This is a genomic window from Micromonospora sp. NPDC049101, from assembly GCF_040648675.1.
Classification (GTDB): Bacteria; Actinomycetota; Actinomycetes; order Mycobacteriales; family Micromonosporaceae; genus Micromonospora.
Window position 1 is genome coordinate 174,283 of the sequence record NZ_JBEZED010000001.1, and the last position, 22,070, is coordinate 196,352.

Genomic DNA, 22,070 nt, shown 5'->3' on the forward strand with positions numbered 1-22,070 from the left:
CACCGCTGATCAGTCGGTCAGGTGCCGTTCGCCGACGACCTCGCCGCCGCTGGTCTCCCCGGTGGGACGGAAGCCGAGCTTCAGGTAGAACGGCTCCGGGCCGCCCGCCCCCGGTTCCCACGTCGTGAACACGCGGTCGTGCCCGCGTTCGCGCGCCTCGGCGCAGACGGCCCGAACCGCGAAGCGGCCGTACCCGTGACCCTGGTGCTCGGCGGCGATGTTCAGCCGCCACAGGCCCGAGCGCCTGTCGTCGGGGCGAGCCGGGTCCCAGACGATGTCGAAGAAGCCCATCAGGAAGCCGACGATCTCGTCACCCTCGACGATCAGCCGTGGCCACGCGACGTCGGGCTGCGCGTACGCCTCGGCGAGGGACCAGGCGACCGGAGACGAGAACTTCTCCTGGTCCGGTCGCACGCTCACCCGGCAGGCGGCTTCCACGTTGTCCGGGGTGATCTGCACGAGTCGCGGCACGCCGGCCACCCTATCGGGCCGGGCCGGACAGCAGGCCGTCGAGCAGCCGGCGCAGGCCGAACTGGAACCAGGTGTCCAGGGCCGTCTCGGGGCTGCTCTGTCCGGCCGCGACCAGCCAGGGTCGCCGCTGGGTGCGGCCGGTCCGCTCCAGCCGGACGCGGGTCGCCGACCACCAGGCGGGGTAGGTGGTGTCGGTCGGATCGCGCCGGATGAGCAGGGCCATGCCCTGGATGTAGCCGCTGAGCACCAGGTAGGAGCGGAACGCCTCGGCGGCGTCGTAGCCGGCGCTGGTGAACGCCGCCACGAACCGGTCGACCATGGCGAGGACGGCCGGCCCGGTGGGTGGCCGGTCGGTGGCGAGGACGGCCAGCAGCCAGGGATGACGCCGGTACATCGTCCACTCGTCACGGGCCAGCCGTTCGAGCTGTTGGCGCGGGTCGTCGCACCCGGGTGCGCCGCCGGGCATCCGTGCGGCGGTGATGCGCTCGGCCATCGCGGCGAGCAGTTCGCCCCGGTTGCGAAGGTACCGGTACAGGGTGTGGACGGGCATCGCGGCGCGCTGGCCGAGCACCCGCATGGACACCGCGTCGAGGCCCTCGGAGTCGGCCAGCTCGACCGCGAGGCCGACCAGCCGGTCGCGGGGGTCGCCGCCGCTGGGCGTGGGCAGGTCGGGGACGCGACGCGACGTCGCGGTGGGACCATGCTCGCGACGCGACGTCGCGGTGGGACCGGGGACGCGACGCGACGTCGCGGTGGGACCGTGGTCGCGACGCCAGCGGTACGCGCGGGCCTGGCAGCGGCGCGAGCAGTAGCGGCGGGGGCGGCCCCGGCCGGAGCCGCCGGGCAGGTCGGCGTCGCACTCGACACACCGGCCGCTGAGCACGGCCACCCCCATTTTCGTCACGGCACACGGTGTGACGAAAGTACTCCACGTCGTCCACGGCGGACACCCAGGATCGACGGCATGAATCAGCCCAGTCGCAGGGATCTGCTCCGCGCCGGCGCGGTCGCGTCCGCGGCCGTTCTCTGTCCGTCCCCGGCCTCCGCCTCCGCGGCGCCGACGGATTGTCCGCCCCCACTCGGACCGGTCCGGGTGTTGCCGGACGACCCCCGGTACGCGGACCTCGTCCGTCGCGGCAACCGACGGTTCGTGGGCACACCGGACGAGGTGCGCGTGGTCGGCTCCACCGAACAGGTCGTCTCCGCCGTGCAGGACGCGGTCCGCGCCGGCCGGCGGGTGGCGGTACGCGGCGGCGGACACGGCTTCGAGGGGTTCGTGGACGACCCGGCGGTCCGGATGGTGATCGACCTGTCCGGCCTGACCGCTGTCTACCACGACCCGCGACGGTACGGCTTCGCCGTCGAGGCGGGTGCGACGCTCGGTGAGGCGTACCGCCGGCTCTTTCTCGGTTGGGGGGTGACCATCCCGGGTGGATCGTGCCCGGGTGTGGGCGTCGGCGGCCACGTCGCGGGCGGCGGCTACGGTCGGCTCTCCCGCCTGCACGGGCTCGCGGCCGACCACCTGTCCGCGATCGAGGTGGTCGTCGTGGACCGCGACGGCACCGCCCGTGCGGTGGTGGCCACCCGGGAGCCGACGGATCCGCACCGCGACCTGTGGTGGGCGCACACCGGCGCGGGCGGAGGCACCTTCGGCGTCGTCACCAGGTACTGGTTCCGGTCGCTGCCCACGCCGCCCGCGCGGGTGGTGGACTTCACCGTCACCTGGCCGTGGGCCGGCATGGACGAGGCGGGCTTCTGCCGGCTCGCCGGCAACTTCGGCAGGTGGTGCGCCCGCAACAGCGCACCCGACTCGCGGGGACGACACCTGTACGGGGAGCTGATCCTGTTCCGCCCGCAGGCCGGTGGTCACACCCTCGCCGGCCAGGTCCCGCACGACAGCAGACACCTGCTCGACGAGCTCGTGGTGGCGCTCGGCGACGGCGTCGGCGTCACCCCGACGGTCTCCGCGCAGACGCTCCCCTGGCTGGCCGCGACACTGCACAGTGACGACGACGGCAAGGGTTGGCGGCTGAAGGTCAAGTCCGCCTTCCACCGCACACCCCTGACCGACCGCCAGTTGCGTGTCGCCTACCGCCACCTCACCCGCGCCGACGACAGCCTCCTGACCGGCTCGCTGAGCCTCAACACCTACGGCGGGGCGATCAACGCCGTGCCGCCGACCGCCACCGCCGCCAGCCACCGCGACGCGTCGATGTTGCTGTTCTACCTCGCGGGCTGGGCCGACCCGGCCGCCGACACCGCCGCCGTGGCCTGGATCCGCGAGTTCTACCGGGACATGTACGCCGACACCGGCGGCGTACCCCCGCACGGCGCGTACATCAACTACCCCGACGTCGACCTCCGCACCGACACCCGGGCCTGGCCCGCCCTCTACCACGGCCCCAACTACCCGCGACTGCAACAGGTCAAGGCCCGGTGGGACCCCCGCGACGTCTTCCACCACGACCTGTCGGTACGCCCACCCGGCCAGTAGGCGGACTACTGCCAGCTCGGCCGGGCGGCGAGGACGCGGTCCCAGTCGACAGTCCGGGCCCAGTCGGCGTAGCGGTGCCAGGTCACCTCCGGGTACCTGGCGCGCAGCCCGTCGATGTCGACGAAGTCGGTGTTCTCCTCGAAGCGCTGGAACATGTCGGCGATCTCGTCGCCGGCCCACTGCCGGACCTGGTCCAACGGCATCTGCTGGTACGGGATCTCGCGGCCGAGCACGTCGCCGAGGATGCGGGCCGCCTCGTCGCCGGTGACCCGGTCGGAGGCGACGTCGATCCGTTCGCCGACGAACCGGTCCGGGTGCTCGATGGCGTGCACGGCGAGGCCGGCGATGTCGCGGACGGTCACCTGGTCCAGCGGCTTGCCGGCGGTGAGCGGGTTGGCCAGGACACCGTCGGTCAGGCGGCTGAACCCGACGTTGAGCGCGTTCTCCATGAAGTACACCGGCCCGAGGACCGTCGCCCTGACCTGCTGATCCCGCAGATACGCCTCGACGAGTCGCTTGCTGTCGGCGTGGTCGAGGTCGGTAGCCGCCAACCGGCCGGCGCCGCGCACCGACGAGTAGACGAGGTGCGCGTCGGCGCGGGCCGCGACATCGACCAGGTGGCGTCCCTGGGCGACCTCCTCGTCCCTACCGCCGGTTCCGAACGGTACGGACAGGCCGAAGATCGCGTCGACTGCCTTGGCGGCGTCGGTCAGGCCCTCGGGGTGGGCCAGGTCGCCGGTGACCAGCCGGACTCCGGCGGTGGACAGCGCCACCGCGGCGGGCGACGCGGGCGACCGCACGTAGGCGACGACGTCGTGGCCGTGCTGGAGCAGCAGGTCGGCGACGGCACCGCCCTGTTTGCCGGTGGCGCCGATGACGAGAACGTGTGCCATGAGGGTGCTCCCTGATTCGCGGCTCTGGACGCCGCCGATTCTCTGGCCTCAACCTCAATTGAGGTCAAGCCCTAGGCTTGGTCTCATGCCCAGGGCTCGCACCACATTCCACGAACTCACCGTCGGCCAGGTCGCCGACCGCAGCGGCGTCGCGATCTCCGCGCTGCACTTCTACGAGCGCAAGGGCCTGATCCGCAGCAGCCGGACGCCGAGCAACCAGCGCAGGTACAGCCGCGACACGTTGCGCCGGGTGGCGTTCATCCGGGCCTCCCAACACGTCGGCATCTCGCTCACGGTGATCCGGGAGGCCCTCGATCGACTGCCGAGCGAGCGCACCCCCACCCGCGACGACTGGGCTCGCCTGTCCGCCGCCTGGCGCGGCGTCCTCGACGCTCGGATCGCGCACCTGCGGGCACTTCGGGACGACCTCAGCGCGTGCATCGGGTGCGGCTGCCTCTCCCTGCGGGCCTGCCACCTGACCAACCCCCGCGACGTCTTGGGCCGCGAGGGCCCCGGCGCCCGCCGCCTGCCAACGCCCCGGTGACGCGCCTCCGGCATGGCAGCCGGCGTCAGCTTTCGGTGCAGCGGTCGGAGAGGGCGTAGCGCAGCAGCACCACGTCGCCGATCTGGCGGACCTCGGCCAGCCGGGCGCGCCGGCCCGGGTGCCAGGGGAAGCGCCCCTCGCCGACGAACCGGGGCGCCCGGCCGTCGCCGACGAAGAACGGGGCGACGACCAGGTGCAGCTCGTCGGCGAGACCGGCGGCGAGGAACTGGGCGTGCACCGTCCCGCCACCCTCCACCATCAGCCGCCGTACGCCCCGCGCGTACAGGTCGGTCAGCAGCCAGGCCGGGTCGACCGGCTCCCCCGCGTCCACCACGGTGGCCAGTCGACCGATGCGTTCCTCGGTCTTCTCCAACGCGCCGGTGGCGCAGTAGACGAGCCGGGTGGGGTTACCAGCGGTGAAGAACCGGGCGGTCGGGTCGAGGTCACCATGGGCGGTCAGGGTGACCTTGGTGGGCGAGGCGGGCCGACCACACGCCACCCGTTCGGCCCGGCGGTCAGCGGAACGCACCAGCAACCGGGGGTCGTCGCGGCGAACGGTGCCGGCCCCGACGAGGATCGCGTCGCAGCTGGCCCGCACCGCGTCGACCCGGTCCAGGTCGTCGTCGTTGGACAGCAGCAGCCGCTGGTCAGAGGCGTCGTCGATGTACCCGTCGATCGAGGTGGCGCAGCTGAGCAGCACGTACGGCCGCCTCGGCGCCGGTGTGCCGCTCACTTGTCGACAGGCAGGTCGGGCGCGGCCGAGATGACCTCCGCCGCCTTGGCGGCCTTGGCGGCCAGGTAGTCGGCGTTGGCCGGGGACAGGAAGACGCTCGTGGGCACCTGTTCGGCGACGTCCACGCCGAGGCGGGTCAACTGCGCGGCCTTGTCCGGGTTGCTGCTCAGCAGTCGGATCCGTGGCACGCCCAACGTGGCGAGCATCTGCGCGGCGGCGGTGTAGTCCCGCTCGTCCTCACCCCGCCCCAACGCCACGTTGGCCTGGTAGGTGTCCAGCCCGGCGTCCTGCAACGCGTACGCGTCGAGCTTGGCGTACAGGCCGATGCCGCGTCCCTCCTGTCGCAGGTAGAGCAGGAAACCGCCAGTCGCGGCGATCCGCTGCACCGCCTCGCGCAACTGCGGCCCGCAGTCGCAGCGTTGGCTGCCGAACACGTCGCCGGTCAGGCACTCGCTGTGCGGGCGGACCAGCGGCGGCTCTCCCCCGGCGGCGAGCCGGTCCAGGGCGCCCGCCCAGTCACCCAGGCCGAGGGCGAGGTGCTCCCGAGCGTCCACCAGGCCCTTGAAGGAGAACACCCGGACGGTCGTGGTGTAGCCGTCGGGAAACGTCAACGGCACCGTGACCTGCGTACGGATCGTGGCAACCGGCAATGCTGCGGGCATGGGACTCCTCTGTCCGGCGCCACCGACGCGCGGCGACGCGTGTTCCTCACCACCGACTCAACAGCCGCCGTCGGGGACGGCTTCCCGGGCGGCGACCGGGTGTCGGTTCCGTCGCACCAGCAGCACCGCGGCTCCGGGCAGGCTGGCGACGAGGATCAGGGCACCGTAGACGGTGGCGGTGGCGACGCCCTCGGCCGCGCTGAGGCCGGCCGCGCCGAACACCCAGGCGGCCACCCCCTCGCGGGGGCCGAAGCCGGCGACGTTCAGTGGCAGCCCCATGGCGAGTAGGGCGAGCAGCGTCAACGGCAGCAGCCGTGCCAGTGGGGCGTCGGATCCGGCGGTGCGGGCCGCCACCAGGAAGGTGGCCAGGTGACCGGCGACCATAACCGTGGAGGCGATCAGCACCCCGAACCAGGTGCGCCGGGACAGCAGCCCGGACCGCACGTCCGCCCCGGCGGTGCGCAGCGCCCGCGCCCAGCGCGACGGGCCGGCGTTGGGTACGGCCCGGGCCAGCAGCACCGCGACCAGTCCGGCCGCGACCAGCAGCGCGGCGGCGACGGGCAGATACGTCCGCACCGGGGACGGGAAGGCGGCGAGCACCACCAGCGCGACGCCGACAAGCACCACCTGCCCGGCGGTACGCTCCCAGACCACCGCGCGGATGCCCCGGCTGACGTCCCCGGCGTCCCGGCCGTGGCGGACCGCCCGGTGCACGTCGCCGAGCACCCCGCCGGGCAGGGTGGCGTTGAGGAAGACGGCCCGGTAGCAGTGCGCCACCGCGGTCGCCAGCGGCAGCCGCACGCCAAGGCCACCGGCGACGAGGCTCCACCGCCACGCCGCGCAGACCGTGGTGAGCACCCCGATGGACAGCGCCGCGACCAACGCGGGCGCGTCGATCAACCGCACCCCGGCGAGGAACGGGCCGGTGCCCACCTGCCACAACAGGACGGTGAGCAGACCCACCCCACCGACCACTCGTGCCCAGGCCCAGAACATCGACGCCGGCCCTCCCCTTGAAGATCGTTCTCTTGCCCTAGTCCACGTACCCAGGGCGTGAACAGTTCATCCACCCGCGAGGAGGTCGGTGTGTTCGAGCAGCACGCTGAGCCGACCGGCCGCCGCGTCGGCCAGCCGACGCTCGGCGTACGCCTGGGCGGGGCCGGCCAGGTCGGGACGCTGCGCGCAGGCCGCGCCCAGCCAACCCCGGAACCACTCGGCGGCCAGGTCGGCCTGTTCCGGGCCGAGCCGCCACGGGCTGGGCCGTTCCCGCACGTCCACGCCGTGTCGGGCGAACGCGGCGGCGGTGGCGGCGACGGCGTCCGGGCCGAGCAGTCGCCGGCCGCCGACGGTACGCCGCTGGTGGTCGTTGAACGCGGCCTCGACCGCCGCGTCCAGCGGATCGGTCGGGGTGAAAAGGACCCGGCCGGTGACCGAGATGGCGAACAGGGTGGGCCGGCCGACACAGGCGGCCACCACCCGTTCGATCTCCTCGGCGGTGAGCATGTCCAGCAGCGCGGACGCGGTGACCAGGGACCCGTCGGCCAGGTCGGCGGCGCTGAGCCGGGTGAGGTCGCCGCACCGGACAGTCACGGTGACCGGGGCGCCGTCGGCGGCGGTCACCCCGGTCATGCCCTCGGCGGCGCGGGCGAGCAGGTCGGCGTCGCGGTCGTGCAGCACCCAGTGCTGCGGGCCGGGCAGGCGGGGGGCCAGCCAGCGGCTCATCGAGCCGGTGCCGCTGCCCAGGTCGTGGACCACCGTCGGGGCGGCACCGGTGAGCCGGGGGCGGACGGCGTCCACCAGGTCCTCGGCCCGCGCCGCCGCGTCGGCCGGCTCGCGCAGCCGCAGCCAGTCGGCGAACGGCAGGGTCTCCTCGACGGTCATCGCGCCACCTCCTCCAGCACGGCGGCCAGCGACGCGGCGGTCACCGTCCAGTCGGTCAGGGTGTCGCGCCGGGCGAGAGCCGCCCGCCGCAGCCGGGCCCGCAGCACGTCGTCGCCCCACCACCAGCTCAGTGCGCCGGCCAGCGCGGCCGGGTCGTCCGGCGGGACCAGCAGTCCCGGCAGATCGCCGTCGGCGCCGCGGCCGAGCGCCTCGGGGAGGCCACCCACCTCGGTGGCGAGCACCGGCAGGCCGCGGGCCAGCGCCTCGGTGACGACCATGCCGTACGTCTCCGCCCGGGACGGCAGCACCAGCAGGTCGGCGGCGGCGTACGCGGCGTCGAGTGCCGCGCCGGTCAGCGGGCCGGCCAGCCGGACCCGGTCGGCGAGGCCGGCGCCGGCGAGCTGGTCGCGTAGCCGGTGCACCAGCTCGGGTTCCCGGGTCAGGGTGCCGGCGCAGACAAGTGTCCAGGGCACCTCGGGCAGCACGGTCAACGCGTCGACGAGCACGTCGTGTCCCTTGTGGTGGGTGACCGCGGCCACGCAGAGCAGCCGGTTGCCGGCAGTCGGGCCGGGAGGCACCGGCGGCGCCGACGTCACCCCCGGTCGGGCGACCCGGACGCGGTCGGGCCGCAGCGGATGGCGCAGCAGCAGGCGGCGGCGCGTCCACTCGCTTGTGGTGACGACGGCCCGCGCGGCGGCCAGCGCCCGGCCCTCCACCTCGTCGCCCAACGGCATGTGCACGAGAACGACCAGGCGCAACCGGCGGGCGTGCGGGGCGAGCAGGTCCGGCACGGCCGAGGCGACCAAACCGTCGAGCAGCACCACGGCATCGTCCGGCGCGGAGGCCAGCACCCCGGCCAGCGCCGCCCGGTCGGCCGGCTCGGGGCTCGGCCAGGCCCCGGGCACCGCGTGCTCGTACACCGCCCAGCCACGCTCGCCGAGGCCCGCGCAGACGCGCCGGTCGTAGGTGTTGCCGCCACTGGGTGTGGCCGGGTCGTCGATGTCGCCGGGCAGGACGACGTGCACCGTACGGCCGGTGCTACCCGAGCCGGCGGTGGGTGCCGCCCGGCCCGCATCGATCACAGTGCCCGCTCGTAGCTGGCCCAGGCGACGTGCGACTCGTGCAGGGTGACGGTGATTCCCGCCAGCTCGCGGGCGCCCGCGCCCAGGTCACCGGCGTGCACGCGCTCGGCCAGCCGGTCGGCGACGGTGCGGGCCAGCACCTCGGTGGTGGTGTTCACCCCGGCGAAGGCCGGCTCGTCGTCGAGGTTGCGGTAGGTCAGCTCCCCCACTACGGCCCGCAGCTGCTCGGTGGCCAGGCCGATGTCGACGACGATGCCGTCGGCGTCCAGGTCGGCGCGGCGGAACGTCGCGTCCACCACGAACGTCGCCCCGTGCAGGCGTTGGGCCGGACCGAACACGTCGCCCCGGAAACTGTGGGCGATCATCATGTGATCCCGAACGGTCACGCTGAACACGGTCACTCCCCGTCGTCGTAGGTGATGAGGTGGCAGAGGGCGGGCAGGTCGCCCGTGCTCAGTCTGGCGAGCACGTCGGGCAGTTCCGCGAACCGGGACGCGCCGGTGATCAGCGCGTCGAAGGCCGGGTCGTCGAGCAGGTCCAGGGCGAGGGCCAGCCGGTCGCGGTAGCTGCGCCGTCCCCGCCGGGCGGGAGCGACCATGCCGACCTGACTGCTGCGTACGGTGAGTCGACCGGAGTGGAACGCCCCACCCAGCGACACCTGTACCGGGCGGTCGCCGTACCAGCTCAGCTCGATGACGGTGCCCTCCGGCGCGAGCAGGTCCAGTGCGTGTTGCAGGCCGGCGCCGGTGGCGCTGGCGTGCACGACCAGGTCCCGGTCGCCGCTGGCGTCGGCCGGTTGGGCGAACCCGACGCCGAGCGCGCCGGCCACCCCGGCCCGGCGGGAATCGATGTCGACCAACTCGACCTGCACGCCGGGGAACCGGGCTATCAGGGCGGCGACGCAGCAGCCCACCATGCCCGCGCCGATCACGGTGACCCGGTCGCCGACGAGCGGCGCGGCGTCCCACAGCGCGTTGATCGCGGTCTCCACCGTGCCGGCGAGCACCGCGCGGGCGGGCGGCACCCCGTCCGGTACGGGCACCACGGCGGTGGCCGGCACGACGTACGCGCTCTGGTGCGGGTGCAGGCAGAACACGGTGCGGCCGAGCAGCTCCGGCGGGCCCTGTTCGACCTCGCCGACGCTGAGGTAGCCGTACTTGACCGGGCCGGGGAAGTCGCCCTCCTGAAACGGCGCGCGCATCGCGGCGTACTGGTCGGGGGGCACCTGGCCGGCGAAGACAAGCGTCTCGGTGCCCCGACTGACCCCGGAGTAGCGGGCCCGGACGAGCACGTCCTCGGGGCCGGGCGTCGGTAGCGACACCGGCCGGATCTCCGCCGTGCCGGGCTCGCGCACCCAGCAGGCGTACGCCTCGCGGATCACCGTCGCGCACCTCACCTCTTACTCCCGGCCGAACAGCGCGGCCGTCCCCGGTCGGGGCCGTCGATCATAAACACGGAGGTACCGCGTCCACAGTTCGACGTTCTCCGGTGATCGGCCGAGGACGGCTCGCCGTGCTGGTGACGCGTCACCAGTCCCGTGCCTCGACTGTGCTCAGAAGTCCGATGCCGCCCGGGGTGCCATCGCCCGTCCCGATGCGTTGATCATGGATCAGGGGACGTTGGCTTTAGGGCATCCGCCGCCCTATGGTGGGGGCATGCCGTGGGTGACCTTCCGCTCGCCAGCCGTCACTGACGTGACGGCTGGCAGTGCTGTCCGCGTCGTGACGGTTCCGCGCGGCAAGGCCTGCATGGGAGTGCCGGTCGTCGGCGCCTTGTACATCGTGCCCACGCGCGGGACGTCGAGCCTGGCGCGCACCGGCCGAGGCCCTCCCGCGGAATCGTTGCATCCCGAAACGACCGCAGGGCGAAGCTACTCAAGCTTCGGCCCTTTTTCTTTTTCCTCGTTCTTCTGAAGGGCAGACCATGAGCATCGATCAACGCGCTGTCGAGCACGGCTGGCTGGCTGATCTACGAGCGTCCCTGGCGGACGAGTTCGCGACGCAGACGGCTCGGCTACGGGAACTGACCGAACTCACCGCGGACACCGGCGACCCGGGCGAGGCCCACAACCTGGCCGCTCTACTGGTGGCCACCCGCCGCCACATCGAGCACATCACCGGCGCGCTGGGCCGGATCGCGGATGGTACCTACGGCGCCTGCGAGAGGTGCCGCAAGAGCATCCCGGCCGAACGCCTCGAAGTCCTCCCGCATGTCCGCTTCTGCGTGCCGTGCCAGGAGAAGCACAAGGGGTGACACCTGGGCTGGTGCGAACGCGCGCGGGCCGGACCGGAGATGAACCGGTCCGGCCCGCGCGGCCTGCCACCCGGGACGATCCCGGCTGCGGCCAGTCGACCCACCAAACGGACAAAAGCCCATTAAATTCTCTTTTGCCCCTATACGCTCCCCTGGCACATCGGACACAACGGGGGCGTGATGAGGATTTCTTCGTGGGGTGGTCGCAGGTCACGGGCTGCGGCGCTGGTTGCCGTCGGCGGCGTGCTGGCAGTCAACACCCTGCTGGCACCGATGCCACCCGAACCCCCGCTGAACCGGGTCCTGGTCGCGGCCGAGGCCATCGGGCCGATCAACCCGGTCGCCGAGGCGCTGAGCTTCGGGGTGATGACCGAGGGCAACGCCGGCGTGTTCGACAACGAGAACGAGGGCACCCTCGCCGTCGGTGGTGACCTCACCTTCGGCGGCTACCAGCTGGCCGGGGCGACCGCCGGGTCGTTCGTCGTGCCGGGCGACGCCAACCCGACCGCGCTGGTCGTGGGTGGACGGGTGAACTTCGCCGGCAGCGTCGGCGGCAGCCGGCTCCAGGTGCTCAACAGCGGGTACGCCAAGGTCGGCGACCTGACCGGCACGTTCGTCCGGGACACCGACAACAACGGCGCCCAGGTCAACACCCGGATCCTGCCGTCGGACAACTACGACGCCGCCCCTCGGGTCGAGTTGGTCACCCGGCAGCCGGTCGCCAGCGTCGGGCCCGCTTCCCCGATCAACTTCGCCGGAGCCTTCGCGAGCTTCCGCGACACCACCGCCGGCCTGGCCACCTGCGACAACACGGTGGTGCTGCGCACACCGAACGGTGACGTGCTGCCCCGGCCGATCCCGGCGGGCAGCAACGCCGTGGTCACCCTGACCCCCGGTGTGACGAACGTGCTCAACCTCAGCGCGGGCGATCTGAACAACATTCAGACGCTGACCTTCGCCAGCCAGCCCACCGCGGACACCCCGTTACTGGTCAACGTGGACACCAGCGGCGTTGGCAACGACTTCGCCTGGACCGCCCCGAACTTCGCCGGCATCGGCGGCCCGCAGGCGTCCTACATCCTGTTCAACTTCCCGACCGCCACCGCGCTCACCCTCACCCCGGGGGCGGCCACGGTCGAGGGCACCATCTACGCCCCCAACGCCAGCCTCACCGACCTCTCGGCCAGCAACACCGAGGGCAGCGTCATCACCCGTACGCTGGAGCACCGCGGCGGCGAGATCCACTACTTCCCGTTCAGCACCACGCTGGCCTGCGCGGGCGGCACCCCGGCGGACATCGACCTGGTCAAGTCGTCGACCACCACGGTGATCACCAGCGTCGGTCAGCAGGTCCCGTACTCGTTCCACGTGGTCAACACCGGCGGCGTCCCGCTCACCACCATCTCGGTCACCGACACCCAGACCCCGCCGTCGTCGAACGGCAACCTGGGCCCGATCACCTGCGCCGCCACCACCCTCGCCCCCGGGGCGCGGACCGCGTGCACCGCCACCTACACCGTCACCCAGGCCGACCTCGACAACGACGGGGTCACCAACGTGGCCACCGCCCAGGGCACCCCGCCCGGTGGTCCCCCGGTGGTCTCCGAACCGGAGACCCTGACCATCCCGGCGCAGGGGCTCACCGCCGCCGTCACCGTGCTGAAGTCGTCCACCACCACGTCGATCGGCTCGGTGGGGCAGCAGGTGCCCTACCGCTACCTGGTCGCCAACACCGGCGGTCTGACCCTGACCAACGTCGGCATCACCGACGTGCAGGCGCCGCCGTCGTCGAACGCGAACCTCGGCCCGATCACCTGCCCGCAGACCACCCTCGCGCCCGGCCAGACCACCACCTGCACCGCCACCTACACCGTCACCCAGGCCGACCTCGACAACAACGGGGTCACCGACACCGCCACCGCGCGGGGCACGCCGCCCAGTGGCCCGCCGGTCACCTCGCCACCCTCGACACTGACCATCCCCGAGGCGGGGCTGACCCCGTCGATCGCGGTGACGAAGACCTCCACCGCCGCGTCGATCACCACGGTCGGGCAGCAGGTGCCGTACACGTTCCAGGTGGTCAACACCGGCGGACTCACGCTGACCAACGTCAACGTCACAGACGTGCAGGCGCCGCCGTCGTCGAACGCCAACCTCGGCCCGATCACCTGCCCCGTCACCACACTCGCGCCCGGCGCGCAGACCGCCTGCACCGCCACCTACACCGTCACCCAGGCCGACCTCGACAACGACCAGGTCACCAACACCGCCGTCGCCCACGGCACCCCGCCCGGCGGCGGCACGCCGGTGGACTCGCCGCCCTCGACGCTGACCCTGCCGGAGACCGGCCTGGTCCCCTCGATCGCGGTGGTGAAGACGTCCACGACCACCACGATCACCACCATCGGGCAGCAGGTGCCGTACACGTTCCAGGTGGTCAACACCGGCGGGTTCACCCTGACCAACGTCGGCGTCACCGACGTGCAGACCCCGCCCTCGTCGAACGCCAACCTCGGGCCGATCACCTGCGCGGCGACCACCCTCGCCCCCGGCGTCCAGACCACCTGCACCGCCACGTACACGGTCACCCAGGCCGACCTGGACTTCGGCGCGGTACGCGACGCCGCGACCGCGCAGGGCACCCCACCCGGCGGCCGCCCACCCGTGCAGTCGCCGCCGTCGACGTTGACGATCCCGGGCGACGTGGTCGCGCCGGCGATCGCGCTGGTGAAGTCGTCCACCGCCGCGACCATCAACGCGGTGGGCCAGCAGGTGCCCTACCGGTTCCTGGTGGCCAACACCGGCGGCGTCACCCTGACCAACGTCAACGTCACAGACGTGCAGGACCCGCCGTCGTCCAACGCGAACCTCGGGCCGATCACCTGCCCGCAGACCACCCTCGCCCCCGGCGAGACCACCGTGTGCACCGCCACCTACACAGTCACCCAGGCCGACCTCGACCACGACGAGGTGACCGACATCGCCACCGCGCACGGCACCCCGACCGGCACGGAGGAGCCGGTCGACTCGGACCAGTCCGTGCTGACCATTCCGGCAGCCGACGTCACCCCGTCGATCTCGGTGGTCAAGTCGTCCACCACCACGTCGATCACGACGGTCGGGCAGCAGGTGCCCTACCAGTTCCTCGCCATCAACAACGGGGGCGTCACGCTGACCAACGTCGCCGTCACCGACGCGCAGACACCACCCTCGTCGAACGCGAACCTCGGGCCGATCACCTGCCCGCAGACCACGCTCGCGCCCGGTGCGGTGACCGCCTGCACCGCCACCTACACCGTCACCCAGGCCGACCTGGACAACAACGCGGTCGTCGACGTCGCCACCGCGCACGGCAACCCGCCGGGCAGTGACACCCCCATCGACTCCCCACCGTCCACACTGACGATCCCGGAGACTGGACTGGTCGCCGCGATCTCGGTGATCAAGTCCTCCGAGACCGTCACGATCGGCGCGGTCGGGCAGCAGGTGCCCTACCGGTTCCACGTGGTCAACACCGGCGGGCTCACCCTGACCACCGTCACCGTCACCGACGTCCAGGCACCACCGTCGTCGAACGCCGGTCTCGGGCCGATCACCTGTACGACCACCACACTCGCCCCTGGCGCGTCCACCGACTGCACCGCCACGTACACGGTCACGCAGGCCGACCTCGACAACGGCGGGGTCACCGACACCGCCACCGCACACGGGACGCCGCCGGGCGGGGGGACACCGGTGAACTCGCCGCCCTCGACGCTGACCATCCCCGAGGCGGGGCTCAGCGCCGACATCGAGGTGATCAAGTCGTCCACGACGGTGGCGATCACCGCGCCGGGGCAGCAGGTGCCGTTCACCTTCCTGGTGGTCAACACCGGTGGCCTCACGCTCACCGGCGTGACCGTCACCGACACCGTGCTGCCGCCGTCCGAGCGCGTCCTGCTCGGGCCGATCACCTGCGGTCCGCAGAACACACCGAACGGTGCGGTGACCCTGGCTCCGGGCGCTGACATCCAGTGTCGGGCGACCTACACGGTGACCGCCGAGGACTTCGCCGGCACGGCGCTGATCAACGTCGCCACCGCCACCGGCACACCACCGATCGGGGCGCCGCCGGTCTCCCCGCCGTCGTCGCTGGACATTCCGATCCCGCATCCGGAGATCGCCATCACCAAGGCGGTCACGCCCAGCGTGGTGTCCGCGGCCGGTGACACCGTCACGTACCAGTTCGTGGTGACCAACACCGGCACCACCTCGCTCAGCGCGGTGACGGTCGACGAGACCGAGTTCTCCGGCACCGGCACGCCCGGGGCGATCACCTGCGGCACGCCGCCGGTGGCCAGCGGCAGCGTCACGCTGGCGGCGGGGGCGAGCACCACCTGCACGTCGACCTACGCCGTCACCGCGGCCGACATCGCGGCCGGCCGGATCACCAACACCGCCGTCGCCGCCGGCACGCCGCCGACCATCCCCGGACAACAACCGCCGGGACCGGTACGTTCCGATCCGGCCACCGCCGAGGTCACGGCCACCCGGGGTGCGGCGATCACCGTGGTGAAGTCCAGCAGCACCGACAAGATCGGTCGGCCGGGCCAGCAGGTGCCGTTCCAGTTCGTGGTCACCAACACCGGGCAGGTGGCCCTGACCGACGTGACGGTCACCGACACCCTCACCGCGCCGGCCGCGCCGACGAACCTCGGCCCGATCACCTGCGGCCCGGACCGGACCGCCAACGGGGCGGTGACCCTGGCGGCGGGCGCCGCCGTCACCTGCTCGGCGACCTACACCGTCAGCAAGGCCGACTACCACCACGGGTCGCTGCGCAACACAGCGACCGCGACCGGCACCCCGCCGGACAGTCCGGCACCGCTCTCCCCCGAGTCCACCATCACCATTCCGGTGCGGGGCAAGCTCCCGGTGACCGGCGAGTCCTTCCCGATCGGGGGCTGGATGACCGCCGGCCTGCTGGCGGTGCTCCTCGGCGCCACATTGCTGCTGATCGTCCGGCAGCGTAGGGCCCGCGCCTAGCGCGGAACAGTCGCGAGGGTCGGACCGGAGGGGAACCGGTCCGGCCCTCGCGCCGTGTCACGAGGCGGCGCTGCGGCAGCCACTCCACAGCGTGGAGCCGTCGGCGGCACGGCCGGCCATCAGCTCGTCGGCCCAGATCGGCAGGGTCTCTTCGGTCATGTCCGTCCCTTCGACGCCGCGGTTGTCCGGCTTCCCCGGTGGGAGTCGGAGATGGGTGCTCGGCACCCGGCACTCCGGGTGCCGGGGATGTCTCGCGTCACCCGGCACCCGTCGTCCCCCGTGTCAGAAGCGTGCGTCAGGGGTCTTGGACAAACCTTGCAAGAAGCCTGAGATTCCCTGCTGATCGACACGAGGTCGCCGAAGTCGGGGTGTCCCGGCGGCCTGGATGCCCCGACTTCACTGATCGCGTGTTGATCAGGCCGGTCGGGCCCGGACGTGGAGCCGCTCCCCCTGCGGGCCGAAGAGACTGAGGGCCTCGGCGACACCGGGCCCGGGGTTGAGCACGAGGTGCGGAACGCGGGTGTCGAACTCGGCCACCTCGCCCGGGGTCAGGGTCAGGTCGCGGTCGCCGAGCAGCAGGCGCAACCGGCCGGAGAGCACGTAGAGCCACTCGTACCCCTCGTGGGTTTGCGGGGTCCGCTCCCCGGCCCTCGGATCCGGCGGGAAGATCTGTTTGAACGCCTGCAGGCCACCCGGTCGGCGGGTCAGTGGCAGGAACGTGACCCCGTGGATGACGATCGGCTTGGGGCGTACCCGGGGGTCGCCGGTGGCCGGCGCGTCGACCAGCTCGTCCAACGCCACCTGGTAGGCCCTCGCCAGCGGGAGCAGCAGTTCCAGGGTGGGCCGGCGGCTGCCGGACTCCAGCCGGGACAGGGTGCTCACGGAGATGCCGGTCAGGTCGGCGAGCTGGGTCAGCGTGGTCCCCCGCTGGTGGCGCAGGGCGCGCAGCCGTGGGCCGACGGCCGCCAGCGCGGCGGTGTCCTCGTTTGCCATAACGGCAAGAATAGTTGCCACTTTTCCGGCGACGACGGATGGTGGGCTCAGCCGACAAGGTATGAGGGAGAACCGGTGGACGAGACATACGACGTGGTGGTGGTGGGCGGCGGCGCCGCGGGGCTCAGCGGAGCCCTGGCGCTGAGCCGGGCGCGGCGATCGGTGCTGGTGATCGACGCCGGCGAGCCGCGCAACGCGCCCGCCGGCCACGTGCACAACTACCTGGGGCGCGAGGGGACGCCGCCGGGCGAGCTGTTCGCGGCCGGGCGGGCCGAGGTCGCCGAGTACGGCGGGCAGTTCCGCGCCGGGCTGGTGCGGGCCGTGACCCGCGACGACGACGGGTTCCGCCTCGACCTCGACGACAGCAGCTCGGTGCGGGCCCGTCGACTGCTGGTGGCCACCGGGCTGACCGACGAACTGCCCGACGTGCCCGGGCTGGCCCAGCGGTGGGGACGCGACGTCCTGCACTGCCCGTACTGCCATGGTTGGGAGGTCCGGGACCGGCGGATCGGCGTCCTGGCCACCGGGCCGCTGGCCACCCACCAGGCCGAGATGTGGCGACAGTGGAGTTCCGACGTGCTGCTCCTGCTGCACGACGCTCCCGCACCGGATGCGGAGACCGCCGAGCGGCTCGCCGCCCGCAGCATCGCGGTGGTGCCGGGTCCGGTCGCCGCCGTGGAGGTGACCGACGACGTGCTGACCGGCGTACGGCTCGCCGACGGGCGGGTGGTGGCGCTGGACGCGGTCGTGGTCGGGACGCGGCTGACTCCCCGCGCCGGCCTGCTGGTGGGGCTGGGCCTCGCGCCGGAGCAGGTGACGATGGGTGATGTCGTGATCGGTGCGCAGATCCCGGCCGACCCGACCGGAGCGACGAGCGTGCCGGGTGTCTGGGTGGCCGGCAACATCGCCGACATCCGCGGTCAGGTCATCACGTCCGCCGCCGCCGGCCTGACCGCCGGCGCGGCGATCAACGCCGATCTCATCGCCGAGGACACCCGGGCGGCGGTGGCCGCGTACCGGCAGGTGGTGGCCACCGCGTTCGAGGAGCCGGCGTGGGAGGAGCGGTACCGGTCCAAGCCCGCGGTGTGGAGTGGCCAGCCGAACCCACAACTGGTCGCCGAGGTCGCCGACCTGGTCCCGGGGCGCGCGCTGGATGTGGGCAGCGGTGAGGGCGCCGACGCGGTGTGGCTGGCCGAGCGGGGCTGGCGGGTGACGGCGGTGGACATCTCCACCACCGCGTTGAGCCGAGCCAGCGCGCACGCCGACAGCGTCGGCGTCGGCGACCGGATCGAGTTCACCCACGCCGACCTGCGCGACAAGCCGCCCGCCGAGCAGGCGTACGACCTGGTGTCCGCGCAGTTCATGCACCTGCCCCCGGTGCAGCGAGGCGAGTTGTTCGCCCGGCTGGCCGAGGCGGTGGCACCCGGTGGGGTGCTGCTGATCGTCGGGCATCACCCGTCGGACCTGTGGACGTCGGCGCGCCGGATGCACATGCCGGACATGATGTTCACCGCGCAGGACGTAGCCGCCACCCTGAACCCGTCCGACTGGGAGGTGCTGGCCGCCGAGGCCCGCCCCCGCCCGGCCACCGCACCGACCGGCGAGCAGATAACCATTCACGACGCAGTCCTGCTGGCCCGCCGCCGCTAGCCCGCTCCGACCCCGTCGATCATGGAGTTGTGGTGCCGGAATGGTGGTGGTCCACGACCTATGTCGCCCACCACAACTTCATGATCGACGCGAGATGAGGGGGCTCTACGAGACGTGGTGGGGCGGGACTTCGCATGCGGTCGGCTCGGCGGTAGCGTTGCGCCACACTGACGGCCCGCGGGGCAGGCGACCGCCGACCCGCACGCCCCCGATCGTACGGAGGATGGTGCATGTCCATCGGCGCTGAGCCGCACGCAGCACGCGACGATGCGGCCTCCCGGCCGAGCTTCGAGCTCGCCCTGCGCGGCTATGACAAACGCCAGGTGGATCGGCACCTGGAGCAGCTCGACGGTCAGATCGCGATGCTGAGTGGCGAGCACGGTCGCTCCGCGGTCCGGGTCCGTGAGTTGACCGCCGAGGTGCAGCGCCTGCGCGCCGAGTTGGCCGAGATGCGGGAGCAGCCGGTGCAGGTGGACCGTGCCTCGATCCACGATCTGGGCCCGATGGTCGCCGAGATCATGACGCTCGCCGACAAGCAGGCCGCCATGATCATCGAGTCGGCCAGCGACCGGGCCAACGAACTGCGCGGCGAGTCGGAGCGGATCCTCGCCGACACCCGTGAGCGGGCCGCGCAGGCACGGCAGGACCTGTCCGAGGAGTTGGCGACCCGGCGTTCCGAGCAGGAGCAGGCGCACGAGGAGCGGCGCACCCTGGCCGAGGCCGAGTTGACCGCGATCCGCGAGCACGCCGAGCAGTTGCGCGCCGACGGTGAGGCCGCACACGAGCGCGCCCAGCACGAGGCGAAACGGATCACCGAGCAGAGCGCCCAGCAGCTCAACCAGACCCGGGTCGCCGCCGACGCGCTGATGAAGTCGGCCCGTACCCAGATCCAGCAGGAGCTCCAGTCGGCCCGCTCCAAGAACCAGCAGGAGATGGCCCAGTGGCAGGCCAGCGTGGAGCGGGAGGTCAACGAGCGGCGCACGGCCGCCGAGCAGGACATCGCCGAGCAGCAGGCCGCCGCCGAGCAGGAGCTTGCCGAGCAGCGCAGCTCCACCGAGCAGCAGATCGCCGCGCTGCTGGCCGAGGCGCAGCAGCACGTGACCGAGCTACGTAACCGGGCCGACGAGCAGGCCGCCACGCACCAGGAGCAGCTCACCGCCCTTCAGCAGGAGATCGCGGAGCGCCGGCAGGAGGCCGAGGAGCTGCACGCCGAGCTGGACACCGCCCGCCAGCAGCTCGCCGAGATCCAGCAGGAGGGCGAGACGCTGGAGAACGAGCTGTCGCGGATGCAACAGCGGCTCAGCGAGGTCCGCCGGGACCTCACCGCCGAGAGCGCCCGGCTGGACGAGGCCCGCCGTGCCGGGGACTCCGCCGAACGGCACGCCAAGGAGGTACGCGCCCGGGTGCAGCGGGAGGCCAAGCGGGTGGCCGACCTCGCCGCCGCCGCGGTCATGGCGGCGGCAGCCGGTGGTCCGGAGACCGCCGAGTACCCGATGGTGGGCACCCGGTCCAGCATCGACCGGCCGAGCGCCGACCGGCCCTTCGTCGACCGGACCGGTCACGGGCGGGCCGACGCCGACCAGTCCGGCGACGAGCAGTCCGTTACCGAGCAGCCGAGGGGCGACCGGTCCGGTGCCGAGCCGGCCGACCGTGAACGCGCCGACGGTGAACGCGCCGACGGGCCGACCACTGTGGACGAGCCGGTGGCCGCGCCCACCGACCGGCCCGCCGCCCCGGACGGGCACGTCCAGGAGCCGGAGCGCATCTTCACCCGGCCAGACGCCCCGACACCCGTGCCGTTCCTCGCCTTCGGGCAGCCGGTCAGCGAGAACGGCGCCACCCGGCACTGACCACGACCACTGTCGTCCGGGCCCGCAGCGAACTCGCACGGGCCCGGGACGGTCCGGGCGCCGTGGCTACTGCCGCTCCCACTGCTCCTTGGTGATCTCGTACCGTACGCCTCCGTGCTCGGAGCCCTCGATCATCTCCAGGTCGGAGGGAGTAGGGATGGTGGCCGCGAGCGTCATGCCGAGCTTCTCCATGATGTTGCGCGATCCTTGGTTCACGGACATCGTCTCAGCCCAGACCATGCGCACACCGAGCTCCGTGAACGCCTTGCCCAGCAAGGCCCGCGAGCCCTCGGTGGCATAACCGTTGCCCCAAGCCGCCTGCCGCAGACGGTAGCCGAGTTCGACTTCGTCCAGCGGGCCCTCCGGCTCGGGTCGCAGGATGAACCAGCCGATGAACGCGCCGCCGTCCTTCTCGTGCGCGGCGAACAGTCCAAGGTCGCCGTCCCACTTCTCGTACCCGGCGAGGATGTTCGGGAGGTAGCGCTCCCGGACGAACTCCGGCGCGGTCGGGTTGCCGCCGGTCAGGTAGCGCATCACCGCCGGGTCGCTGTCCAGCTCGATCAGCAGGTCCGCGTCATCGGCAGTGAAACGGCGCAGGGCCAGTCGCTCGGTCTCCAGGTAGGTGTCCACGAGTCGATCATGTCTGATGCAGGTCGGGGCAGCCCAACGGTTTTCCTCGGCACCTCGGGGGCGGCGGAGGAGCGACCCGCGACGGCGACGACCGGATCAGATCGACGCGACCGCCGGTGTGAGTCGGCGCTCGCCCTCTTGGCCGCCGCACGGCTTGCCGGTTTGGATAGGCGCATGGCCCTGATTTCCTACGACAGCGTGGACGCAGCCGCCTTCCACGCGACCCGGCACCTGCGAAACGCCGATCTCGGGACCTGGCGTACGGCGATCAGCCGACACTTCGAGGCCCGGCCCGGGATGCGCATGCTCGACCTCGGCTGCGGCACCGGCAGTTGGGCGCACGCGTTCCGCACCTGGTGGCCTGGAGTCAGTGTCGTGGCGGTGGACCCCTCGGCGGCCATGCGCGAGCGTGCGGTGTTCCAGCCGGTCGTGCCGGGTGCCGCCGACGGCCTGCCGTTCCGGGACGGGAGTTTCGACGGGGTCTGGCTCTCCACAGTGATTCACCATGTTCCCGACCTCGCTGCTGCTGCCCGCGAGATCCGGCGGGTGCTGATACCGGGCGCGCCGGTGCTGATCCGGTCCGCGTTCGCCGGTCGGCACGAGGCGATCAGCCTGTTCCACTGGTTCCCGGAGGCCGTCGCCGTGCTGGACCGCTACCCGAGCATCGCCGACGTCGAGGCCGCGTTCGCCACCGCCGGGTTCACCATCGCGGGCTGCGAGCCGGTTCCACAGGTGACCGCCCCGTCGGTCGCCGACGCCGCCGCCGGACTTCGCCGTGAAGCGCACACTCCTCTGCAGCTGATCAGCGACGAGGCGTACGCGGCGGGCGTCGCCCGGTTGCACGATGCCGCCCGAACGCCCTCCGGCCCGGTCGTCGACGCGCTGGACCTGCTGGTGCTCCGCTGAGCC

At 72.6% G+C, this 22,070-nt stretch carries 20 protein-coding genes and 1 pseudogene; 9 read left to right on the plus strand and 12 right to left on the minus strand.

All coding sequences use genetic code 11. The annotated features are described in order from the left end of the window. Positions 1-9 precede the first annotated feature (9 nt). Both AB0B57_RS00815 and AB0B57_RS00820 read right to left on the minus strand, forming a co-directional pair. Positions 10-471, minus strand: a complete 462-nt coding sequence (locus AB0B57_RS00815) for a GNAT family N-acetyltransferase (RefSeq protein ID WP_357063553.1) — start codon at positions 469-471, stop codon at positions 10-12. Between the two features lie 10 nt (positions 472-481). Then, entirely contained in the window at positions 482-1,366 is an 885-nt protein-coding gene (locus AB0B57_RS00820) for a TetR/AcrR family transcriptional regulator (RefSeq protein ID WP_357064488.1), read from the minus strand. A 69-nt stretch (positions 1,367-1,435) separates the two neighbouring features. Here AB0B57_RS00820 and AB0B57_RS00825 point away from each other — a divergent pair, with 69 nt between their 5' ends. Continuing rightward, complete coding sequence (locus tag AB0B57_RS00825; protein WP_357063556.1) at positions 1,436-2,965, plus strand: FAD-binding oxidoreductase; 1,530 nt, start codon at positions 1,436-1,438, stop codon at positions 2,963-2,965. A gap of 5 nt (positions 2,966-2,970) precedes the next feature. On the opposite strand, the gene AB0B57_RS00830 is transcribed toward AB0B57_RS00825, so the two are convergent. Beyond that, the gene (locus AB0B57_RS00830) at positions 2,971-3,858 is read right to left on the minus strand and encodes an NmrA/HSCARG family protein (protein WP_357063559.1); all 888 of its coding nucleotides are present in this window, start codon (positions 3,856-3,858) and stop codon (positions 2,971-2,973) included. An 85-nt stretch (positions 3,859-3,943) separates the two neighbouring features. Between AB0B57_RS00830 and soxR the strand changes: the two genes are divergently transcribed. Then, a complete protein-coding gene (gene soxR, locus AB0B57_RS00835; protein ID WP_357063562.1) occupies positions 3,944-4,402 on the plus strand; it encodes a redox-sensitive transcriptional activator SoxR in 459 nt (152 codons plus the stop codon). A 25-nt stretch (positions 4,403-4,427) separates the two neighbouring features. Here the strand turns inward: soxR and AB0B57_RS00840 are convergent, their stop codons facing one another. The 7 genes from AB0B57_RS00840 to AB0B57_RS00870 form a co-directional block, all read right to left on the minus strand. Beyond that, positions 4,428-5,135 (minus strand): dihydrofolate reductase family protein, encoded by a 708-nt coding sequence (locus AB0B57_RS00840; protein ID WP_357063565.1) that lies wholly within the window; start codon positions 5,133-5,135, stop codon positions 4,428-4,430. Next, positions 5,132-5,797 (minus strand): GTP cyclohydrolase II, encoded by a 666-nt coding sequence (gene ribA, locus AB0B57_RS00845; protein WP_357063568.1) that lies wholly within the window; start codon positions 5,795-5,797, stop codon positions 5,132-5,134. Before ribA ends, AB0B57_RS00840 begins: the two co-directional genes overlap by 4 nt. A 57-nt stretch (positions 5,798-5,854) precedes the next feature. After that, positions 5,855-6,793: a lysylphosphatidylglycerol synthase transmembrane domain-containing protein gene (locus AB0B57_RS00850; RefSeq protein WP_357063571.1), complete on the minus strand. Its 939-nt coding sequence runs from the start codon at positions 6,791-6,793 to the stop codon at positions 5,855-5,857. 66 nt (positions 6,794-6,859) lie between these two features. Beyond that, on the minus strand, positions 6,860-7,678 hold the full coding sequence (locus tag AB0B57_RS00855) for a class I SAM-dependent methyltransferase (protein WP_357063574.1): 819 nt from the start codon (positions 7,676-7,678) through the stop codon (positions 6,860-6,862). After that, the gene (locus AB0B57_RS00860) at positions 7,675-8,757 is read right to left on the minus strand and encodes a glycosyltransferase family 4 protein (RefSeq protein ID WP_357064489.1); all 1,083 of its coding nucleotides are present in this window, start codon (positions 8,755-8,757) and stop codon (positions 7,675-7,677) included. Before AB0B57_RS00860 ends, AB0B57_RS00855 begins: the two co-directional genes overlap by 4 nt. Continuing rightward, a complete protein-coding gene (locus AB0B57_RS00865; RefSeq protein ID WP_357063577.1) occupies positions 8,757-9,155 on the minus strand; it encodes a 6-carboxytetrahydropterin synthase in 399 nt (132 codons plus the stop codon). The genes AB0B57_RS00860 and AB0B57_RS00865 overlap by 1 nt, the downstream gene beginning before the upstream one ends. A 2-nt stretch (positions 9,156-9,157) precedes the next feature. After that, positions 9,158-10,141 carry a zinc-binding alcohol dehydrogenase gene (locus AB0B57_RS00870; protein ID WP_357063580.1) on the minus strand — a complete coding sequence of 328 codons (984 nt, stop codon included), beginning with the start codon at positions 10,139-10,141 and terminating at the stop codon, positions 9,158-9,160. Positions 10,142-10,415: 274 nt separating this feature from the next. Here AB0B57_RS00870 and AB0B57_RS00875 point away from each other — a divergent pair, with 274 nt between their 5' ends. The 4 genes and pseudogenes from AB0B57_RS00875 (at position 10,416) to AB0B57_RS00890 (ending at position 16,038) form a co-directional block, all read left to right on the plus strand. After that, complete coding sequence (locus tag AB0B57_RS00875; RefSeq protein ID WP_357063583.1) at positions 10,416-10,673, plus strand: hypothetical protein; 258 nt, start codon at positions 10,416-10,418, stop codon at positions 10,671-10,673. A gap of 10 nt (positions 10,674-10,683) precedes the next feature. After that, complete coding sequence (locus AB0B57_RS00880; protein ID WP_357063586.1) at positions 10,684-11,013, plus strand: TraR/DksA C4-type zinc finger protein; 330 nt, start codon at positions 10,684-10,686, stop codon at positions 11,011-11,013. A 303-nt stretch (positions 11,014-11,316) separates the two neighbouring features. Next, positions 11,317-12,303 (plus strand): annotated as a pseudogene (locus AB0B57_RS00885) (choice-of-anchor A family protein); the annotation flags it as partial. A gap of 720 nt (positions 12,304-13,023) precedes the next feature. After that, a complete protein-coding gene (locus tag AB0B57_RS00890) occupies positions 13,024-16,038 on the plus strand; it encodes a hypothetical protein (protein WP_357064490.1) in 3,015 nt (1,004 codons plus the stop codon). Positions 16,039-16,452: 414 nt separating this feature from the next. Here the strand turns inward: AB0B57_RS00890 and AB0B57_RS00895 are convergent, their stop codons facing one another. Further along, the gene (locus tag AB0B57_RS00895) at positions 16,453-17,031 is read right to left on the minus strand and encodes a helix-turn-helix domain-containing protein (RefSeq protein ID WP_357063588.1); all 579 of its coding nucleotides are present in this window, start codon (positions 17,029-17,031) and stop codon (positions 16,453-16,455) included. Between the two features lie 75 nt (positions 17,032-17,106). Between AB0B57_RS00895 and AB0B57_RS00900 the strand changes: the two genes are divergently transcribed. Continuing rightward, complete coding sequence (locus AB0B57_RS00900; protein WP_357063590.1) at positions 17,107-18,681, plus strand: bifunctional NAD(P)/FAD-dependent oxidoreductase/class I SAM-dependent methyltransferase; 1,575 nt, start codon at positions 17,107-17,109, stop codon at positions 18,679-18,681. 230 nt (positions 18,682-18,911) lie between these two features. Further along, positions 18,912-20,531 carry a hypothetical protein gene (locus AB0B57_RS00905; protein WP_357063593.1) on the plus strand — a complete coding sequence of 540 codons (1,620 nt, stop codon included), beginning with the start codon at positions 18,912-18,914 and terminating at the stop codon, positions 20,529-20,531. A gap of 66 nt (positions 20,532-20,597) precedes the next feature. Here AB0B57_RS00905 and AB0B57_RS00910 read toward each other — a convergent pair whose 3' ends face one another. After that, positions 20,598-21,161 carry a GNAT family N-acetyltransferase gene (locus tag AB0B57_RS00910; RefSeq protein ID WP_357063596.1) on the minus strand — a complete coding sequence of 188 codons (564 nt, stop codon included), beginning with the start codon at positions 21,159-21,161 and terminating at the stop codon, positions 20,598-20,600. A 174-nt stretch (positions 21,162-21,335) separates the two neighbouring features. On the opposite strand from AB0B57_RS00910, the gene AB0B57_RS00915 reads away from it, so the two are divergent. Next, positions 21,336-22,067 (plus strand): methyltransferase domain-containing protein, encoded by a 732-nt coding sequence (locus tag AB0B57_RS00915; RefSeq protein ID WP_357063599.1) that lies wholly within the window; start codon positions 21,336-21,338, stop codon positions 22,065-22,067. Positions 22,068-22,070 lie beyond the last annotated feature (3 nt).